Source organism: uncultured Aquincola sp., assembly GCF_964001545.1.
Taxonomy (GTDB): Bacteria; Pseudomonadota; Gammaproteobacteria; order Burkholderiales; family Burkholderiaceae_C; genus Aquincola.
The window spans coordinates 1-7,065 of record NZ_CAXFDV010000373.1; the positions used below are offsets into that span (position 1 = coordinate 1).

At 69.9% G+C, this 7,065-nt stretch carries 5 protein-coding genes and 1 pseudogene; all 6 read left to right on the forward strand.

Annotated features, from left to right (window positions below; translation table 11 throughout):
* A pseudogene (locus ABNT58_RS12860) lies at nucleotides 1-768 on the forward strand (biotin synthase); the annotation flags it as partial.
* A gap of 9 nt (nucleotides 769-777) precedes the next feature.
* Nucleotides 778-2,307, forward strand: coding sequence for a UdgX family uracil-DNA binding protein (locus ABNT58_RS12865; RefSeq protein WP_348753871.1), 1,530 nt, complete (start codon nucleotides 778-780; stop codon nucleotides 2,305-2,307).
* 315 nt (nucleotides 2,308-2,622) lie between these two features.
* Nucleotides 2,623-3,195, forward strand: coding sequence for an XrtA/PEP-CTERM system exopolysaccharide export protein (locus ABNT58_RS12870; protein ID WP_348753872.1), 573 nt, complete (start codon nucleotides 2,623-2,625; stop codon nucleotides 3,193-3,195).
* Nucleotides 3,196-3,226: 31 nt separating this feature from the next.
* Nucleotides 3,227-4,813 carry an XrtA system polysaccharide chain length determinant gene (locus tag ABNT58_RS12875; RefSeq protein WP_348753873.1) on the forward strand — a complete coding sequence of 529 codons (1,587 nt, stop codon included), beginning with the start codon at nucleotides 3,227-3,229 and terminating at the stop codon, nucleotides 4,811-4,813.
* A gap of 1 nt (nucleotide 4,814) precedes the next feature.
* The gene (locus ABNT58_RS12880; RefSeq protein WP_348753874.1) at nucleotides 4,815-5,816 is read left to right on the forward strand and encodes an XrtA-associated tyrosine autokinase; all 1,002 of its coding nucleotides are present in this window, start codon (nucleotides 4,815-4,817) and stop codon (nucleotides 5,814-5,816) included.
* On the forward strand, nucleotides 5,813-7,065 hold a 1,253-nt coding region (locus ABNT58_RS12885), incomplete at its 3' end, for a TIGR03016 family PEP-CTERM system-associated outer membrane protein (RefSeq protein ID WP_348753875.1). The genes ABNT58_RS12880 and ABNT58_RS12885, both read left to right, overlap by 4 nt.

Sequence of the window (7,065 nt, forward strand, 5' to 3'; positions counted from 1 at the left end):
ATGCCCACCACCGAAGGGCTGAAGGCGCTGGCGCCCGAGAAGGACGACCTGGCCATCAAGCGCTCGATGGCGCGACTGCGGCTGCACATCGACGACGGCAAGGAAGCGGCCAAGCCGGTGCCCATCCGGGTGCTGCCCGGCGCGCGGCCGCGGCCGGCCAAGGCGCCGCGCTTTGCGCCCGCGGGGCAAAGCACGCAGATGATCGTCGGCGCCGACGCCACCGACGACCAGCACATCCTGGCCACCAGCGCCCAGCTCTATGGCAGCTACCGGCTGCGGCGGGTGTACTACTCGGCCTTCAGCCCGATCCCCGATGCCTCGCGCGGGCTGCCGCTGCAGGCGCCGCCGCTGATGCGTGAGCACCGGCTGTACCAGGCCGACTGGCTGATGCGCTTTTATGGTTTTGCGCACGACGAGATCGTGCCGCGCGGCCAGGGCCTGCTGCGGCTGGACGTCGACCCCAAGCTGGCCTGGGCGCTGGCCCACCGCGAGCAGTTTCCGGTCGACCTCAACGCCGCCCCGCGCGAGCTGCTGCTGCGGGTGCCGGGGCTGGGCGTCAAGGCCATCGACCGGCTGCTGCAGTCGCGCCGCGTGCGGCGCCTGCGCGCCGACGACCTGCCGCGGCTGCATGTGCCGCTGAAGAAGGTGCTGCCCTTCGTGCTGGTGGACGGCCACCGTCCCAGCGGCGACCCCATGGTGCACACGCCTGGGCCCACCGTCGCACCGGCGCCGCGGGCCCTGCCGGTGCAGGCGTCGCTGTTCGCCTGAGCCTGCGGCATGGCCCTGGACCACCGCATCGTGCTGGCCGGCCCCGCCGACGTGGCGGGCTTCCGTCGCGAAGCACGGCAGCTGCTGGCGCAGCAGGTGCCGCCGCAGCAGGTGGCATGGGTGGCCGGCCAGACGTCGGCGCGCGCCCCGGGCGACACCGCCAGCCTGTGGGACGAGCCGGCGGAGCCGGCGGCCGTGACGGCCAGCGCCCCGCCCGATGCACCAGCGGCGCCCGCTTCTGGGCCCGATGCGCCGGCTGTCCGTGTGCCTGCGGCCTTCGTCGAGCTGTGCAACCAGGTGCTGCTGCACCGCGAGCCCGGCCGCTTCGCGCTGATGTACCGGCTGCTGTGGCGCCTGGTGCATGAGCCGGCGCTGCGCCACGACCCGCTGGATGCCGACCGGCTGAAAGCCGCCGAACTGGCCGCCGCCGTGCGCCGCGACATCCACAAGATGCGCGCCTTCGTGCGCTTCCGGCCGGTGGGCGACGACCGCCACGTGGCCTGGTTCGAGCCCGACCACCACATCGTCGAGGCCAATGCGCCGTTTTTCATGCGCCGCTTCGCGCAGATGCGCTGGGCCATCCTCACGCCCGAGCGCTGCGTGGAATGGGACGGCGAGCAGCTGCACTTCCAGCCCGGCGCCGACCGCGCCAGCGCACCGCCGGCCGACGCCGGCGAGCAGCTGTGGCTGACCTACTACCAGCACATCTTCAATCCGGCGCGGCTGAAGCTGGCCATGATGGTGCGCGAGATGCCGCGCCGCTACTGGCACAACCTGCCGGAAGCGGCCTTGATCGCGCCGCTGGCGGCCAGCGCCGCCGCCCGCAGCGAAGCGATGATCGAAGCGCCCGCCACGCCCGCGCGCAGCACCCGCACCTTGCGCATCCAGCGCGTTGAAGCGCCCCAGCCCGGCGAGGCGCCGCGCACGCTGGAAGCCTTGAAGGCCGCCACCAATGCCTGCACCGCCTGCCCCATCGGCGCGCTGGCCACGCAGGCGGTGTGCGGCGAAGGGCCGGTGGGCGCGCAGCACATGCTGGTGGGCGAGCAGCCGGGCGACCAGGAAGATCTGGCCGGCCGACCTTTCGTCGGCCCCGCCGGCCAGTTGCTGGATGGCGCGCTGCGTGAGCTGGGCTGGCCGCGCCATCAGGTGTACCTGGCCAATGCGGTCAAGCACTTCAAGTACGAGCTGCGCGGCAAGCGCCGCCTGCACAAGACGGCCGGCCAGCGCGAGGCGCAGGCCTGCGGCCAGTGGCTGGCACATGAAATCGACCTGGTGCAGCCGCAGGCGCTGGTCGCGCTGGGCGCCACCGCCGCCCGGGCGTTGCTGGGCCGCGAAGTGACCATCGGCCGCGAGCGCGGGCGTTGGCTGCATGAACGTGCCGACGGGCGGCCGGTGTTCGTCACCCTGCATCCGTCGGCCCTGCTGCGGCAGCCCGAGTCGGCGCGCGCCGCGGCCTACGAGGGCTGGCTCGAAGACCTGCGCCGTTGCCGGGACGTTGCTTTCGTGCCAAGTTCTGCCGCCACGGCCACCCCTGACTGAGTGGATTACACCCTTGGGAGGGATGCGCGCCACACCCTCCTGCGCACTACTGCGCAGCCCCTGAAGGCACGGTGTTACGGCCCCAGTTCGCCGGACTTGCATTCATGGCCTTGTAGTAAATTGTGTGAAGCCTAGGATGCCGGTCCCACACCGCGCCGTTCGAGGTCGCGCCAGGCGCTCGATGCCTGCCGCGCGCCCGGGCTCAAGCCCCGGCGCCATCACAAGACAGCACACACAAGGGGCTCTGCGTTGCGAACTTCCTTCTTCTCCCAAGGGCTTGCCCGGCGGCTTTCATCGGTACTCGCGCTGGCTTCCATGCTGCTGGCGGGATGTGCGGGCCTGTCGTCCAAGCTCCCGGCCGCACCCATCGAGGCCGGCACCAGCGAGTACGCCTACCTCATCGGGGCGGGTGACACGCTCAACATCATCGTGTCGCGCAACCCCGAGCTGTCGATGAGCGTGCCGGTGCGGCCCGACGGCAAGATCTCCGCGCCGCTGGTCGACGAGCTGGTGGCCCAGGGCAAGACCTCGGTGCAGCTGGCCCGCGACATCGAGAAGCAGCTCGAAAAATACATCCGCGACCCGGTCGTCACCGTGGTGGTCACCGGCTTCGTGGGCCCGTACAGCGAGCAGGTGCGCGTGGTGGGCGAGGCGGCGCGGCCGCAGTTCCTGCCCTACAAGCAGAAGATGACGCTGCTGGACGTGATGATCGCCGTGGGCGGCCTGACCGACTTCGCCGCCGGCAACCGCGCCACCATCCTGCGCGGCTCCGAGGGCAACAAGCAATATGCGGTGCGCCTGAAGGACCTGATCAAGGACGGCGACATTTCTGCCAACGTGGAAATGAAGCCGGGCGACATCCTGATCATTCCGCAGAGCTTTTTCTGATCTTCTCTGCGGGCGGCACTAGGAATTCGCGATGCATGAACTGATTGAGCAGATCGCCAACATCACCCGCGGTATGTACAAGTACCGCTGGCAAGGGGTGCTGGTGGCGTGGATCGTGGCGGTGGCGGGCGTGATCGTCGTGCTGCGCATTCCCGATCAGTACGAGGCCAGCGCCCGCATCTTCGTGGACACGCAGTCGATCCTCAAGCCGCTGATGTCCGGCCTGGCGGTGCAGCCCGACGTGAACCAGCAGGTCACCATGCTCAGCCGCACGCTGATCACGCGGCCCAACGTCGAGAAGCTGGTGCGCATGGCCGACCTCGACCTGGACAACGGCACCCGGCTGGAACAGGACGCGCTGGTCGACCACCTGATGAAGACGCTGCAGATCAAGAGCGCCGACCGCGACAACCTGTACATGCTGTCGTTCCGCGATTCCGACGCCGAACGCGCCAAGCGTGCGGTGCAGTCGCTGGTTTCCATCTTCGTGGAGTCCAGCATGGGCGCCAGCCGCAAGGACACCGACAGCGCCAAGGTGTTCATCAACGAGCAGATCAAGAGCTACCAGCAGAAGCTGGAAGAGGCCGAGGCGCGCCTCAAGGAGTTCCGGTTGAAGAACATCGACATGCAGTTCGCCGATGGCAAGGACACCGCGTCCCGGCTGGGCGAGTTGAGCGCGCAGCTGGACGCCGCGCGCCTGGAACTGCGCGAGGCCGAAAACGCCCGCACCGCGGCCAAGGCGGCGCTGGCGGCCGAGGCCAGCGGCCAGGGCGTGACCGGCGCTGCCACCGCGCAAAGCCTGCTGGACGAATCGGCGGTGTCGGTGTCCACGCCCGAGATCGACGCGCGCATCGAGTCGCAACGCAAGAATCTGGATGCGCTGCTGCAACGCTTCACCGAGCAGCACCCCGAGGTGATCAGCACCCGGCGCCTGCTCAAGGACCTGGAGGCGCAGAAGGTGGTGGAAGTGTCCAAGGCCCGCAAGCGCGCCGCCGGCGTGCCCAGCCTGTCGGGCAACAGCACCGGCGCTTCGCCCACCACGCTGGAGATGAGCCGTGTGCTCGCCACCTCCGAGGTGCAGATCGCCGCCCTGCGCGCCCGCGTGGGCGAGTACGAGGCGCGCTACAACGACGCCCATTCCAAAATCCGCATGTCGCCCAAGATCGAGGCCGAAGCGGCCCAGCTCAACCGCGACTACGCCATCCACAAGAAGAACTACGAAGACCTGGTGGCCCGGCGAGAAGCCGCCACCATGTCGGGCGACCTGGACGTGGCCTCGGGCATGGCGGACTTCCGCCTGGTCGAGCCGCCGCGCGTCTCGCCCAAGCCGGTGTCGCCGAACCGCCTGCTGCTGCTGCCGGCCGCGCTGGTCGCCGCCATCCTGGCCGGCCTGTTCACCGCCTTTGCCGCCAGCCAGCTGCGGCCGGTGTTCCACCGGGCGGCCGAAGTGCGGGCCAAGATCGAGCTGCCCTTCCTGGGCGTGGTGTCGCTGATCCAGACCGAGGCCGATCGGCGCCGCGAGCGCGCCGACCTGCTGCGCTTCTCGGCCGCCAGCGCGAGCCTGGTCCTGATGTTCATCGGCGGCATGATCGCCATGACGATGCTGGCGGGCCGATAACATGAACGGCAGCCTGATCGAACAAGCGGCCCAGCGCCTGGCCCAGCTCCGCCAAGCCGGCGTCGAAATCCCGCAACTGCCGGCTTCGCAACCGGCGCCCGCCGCCGGGGCGGCCGTGCCGCCGGTGCCGGCCCCGCAGCCCGCCACCGTCGCGGCGCCGGCGCCTGCCGAGCCGCAGTTCCTGTCGCGCAAGATCAACCTCGACCTGGACGCGCTGCAGGCGCTGGGCGTGGTCACGCCGCAGTCGCCGCGCTCCACCGTGGCCGACCAGTACCGGGTGATCAAGCGGCCGCTGATCCGCAACGCCATGGGCAAGGGCGTGTCCACCATCACGCACGGCAACCTGATCATGGTCACCAGCGCGCTGGCGGGCGAAGGCAAGAGCTTCACCTCCGTCAACCTGGCGATGAGCATCGCCAACGAGATGGACCACACCGTGATGCTGGTGGACGCCGACGTGGCGCGGCCTTCGCTGCCGCGCATGCTCGGCGTGCCGCAGGGCCCGGGCCTGCTGGACGTGCTCAACGGCTCGGCCGACATGCGCGATGTGCTGCTGCGCACCAACGTCGAGAAGCTCACCGTGCTGCCCAGCGGCGACCCGCACCCGCGTGCCACCGAGCTGCTGGCCAGCGATGCGATGCGCCAGCTGCTGGACGACATCGCCACCCGCTACCCCGACCGCATCGTCATCTTCGATTCGCCGCCGCTGCTGCTGACCACCGAATCGCGCGTGCTGGCCACCAACATGGGCCAGGTGGTGGTGGTGGTGCACGCCGACAAGACCAAGCAGTCCGACGTGCAGCATGCGCTGTCCACCATCGACAACTGCCCCGTGCGCATGCTGGTGCTCAACCAGGCCCGCACCGCTTCCACCGACGGCTATGCCGCCGGCTACGGCTACGGTTATGGCTACGGTTATGGCTATGGCTACGGTTATGGCGAGCAGGACCGGGTCGACGCCTCGGTGTCGGCACCGCAAAAGCCGTCCGGGGCGGCGGCGTGAAAGCGCGGCGATCGAACAAACGCGTCATCCGCTGCGCCCTGGCCCTGACGGCGGTGGCCGCGTGCTGGGCGCCTGTCGGCGGCCAGGCGCAGGTGCCGGCGGCCGGTGGTGACGCCGGCGCGGCGGGGGCGGGCGGTCGTGCCTTCGTCTTCACGCCCACGGTGGGCCTGCGTGAAACCTGGACCGACAACTACCGGCTGACGACCGACGCGCAAAGCGATCTGGTCACCGAGGCCACGCTGGGTTTTCGGGCACTGGCCAACGGTCGGCGGCTGCGTGGCTCGGTGGACTACACGGCCACCGGCCTGGCCTACGCCCGGCATTCGGACGACAACGACATCCAGCACACGCTGTACGGCAACGGCACGGCCGAGCTGCTGGAAGACCGCCTGTTCGTCGACCTGCGCGCGGCCGTCACGCAGCAGCAGATCTCGGCCTTCGGCACCACCTCCACCGACAACGCGCTGGCCAACCGCAACCGCACCGAGAACCGCACGCTGTCCATCTCGCCGTACCTGAAGGGCCCGCTCGGCTCGCTGGCGCAGTACGAGCTGCGGCTCAACCGCGACACCACCAGCACCTCCAACTTCGGGGCCGGCAACTACACCACCACCGGCGCACGCCTGCTGGTGCGGGGCGGCGAGTCGCGCCGCAGCGCCGCCTGGTCCGTGGAAGGCAGTTCGCAGCAGGTGGACTACGAGCAGGGCAGCACCAGCCAGAACGACGTGCTGCGCGGCACGCTGAGCTTTCCGCTCACCTCTTCGCTGACGGGCACCGCCATCGCCGGCACCGAGCGCAACGACCTGCGCAGCGCCGACATGGAAAGCTCCACCATCAGCGGCGCCGAGCTGGCCTGGGTGCCCAGCGAGCGCACCAGCCTCACGGCCCGGGTGGAGAAGCGCTACTTCGGCACGTCGCATGCGGTGAATTTCAGCTTCCGCACGCCGCGCACGGTGTGGACCTTCACCGACAGCACCGATGCTTCCACGAACACCAACACGCCGGGCTCCACCCGGGGATCGGTGTACGACCTGCTCTTCACCCAGATGGCGTCGCAGTTCCCGGATCCGGTGCAGCGCGATGCCCAGGTGCGGGCCTTCCTGGCGGCCAACGGCATCAATCCCAACACGGTGGTCATCCCCGGCTTCCTGACCACCTCGCCCACGCTGCAGCGCACGCAGGCCCTGTCGCTGGCGCTGATGGGCCTGCGCACGACGGTGGTGTTCCAGGCCTCGCAGACCTCCACCGA